Genomic DNA, 392 nt, shown 5'->3' with positions numbered 1-392 from the left:
CATCACCGTCCCCGCGCTGAGCGTGGACGACCCCGACGGCGCCTCCACCCTGGTCCTGGGCTGGGGCTCGACGTACGGACCGATCACCGCCGCCGTCCGCCGTCTGCGCGCCGAGGGCGTACCCGTGGCCCAGGCCCACCTGCGCCACCTCAACCCGTTCCCCGCGAACCTGGGCGAGGTGCTGGCCACGTACGACAAGGTGATCGTCCCGGAGATGAACCTCGGCCAGCTCGCCACGCTCCTGCGGGCCCGCTATCTGGTCGACGTCCGCTCCTACACCCAGGTCAGCGGCATGCCGTTCAAGGCCGAGCAGCTCGCCACCGTGCTCAAGGAGACCATCCATGGCTGAGCCCCTCGCCCTCGTTCCGCAGGCCGAAGCGGCCCTGTCGGCC

The 392-nt window shown here is 71.4% G+C and carries 1 pseudogene; it reads left to right on the top strand.

Annotated features, from left to right (window positions below):
- A pseudogene (locus tag NQU55_RS36265) lies at positions 1-349 on the top strand (2-oxoacid:acceptor oxidoreductase subunit alpha); the annotation flags it as partial.
- Between the last annotated feature and the right edge of the window lie 43 nt (positions 350-392).

Origin of the sequence: Streptomyces telluris, from assembly GCF_024519335.1 — a bacterium.
GTDB classification, from domain to species: domain Bacteria; phylum Actinomycetota; class Actinomycetes; order Streptomycetales; family Streptomycetaceae; genus Streptomyces; species Streptomyces telluris.
The sequence above is the reverse complement of the archived record's forward strand: the minus strand, read 5'-3'. Positions and strand labels throughout refer to the sequence as shown.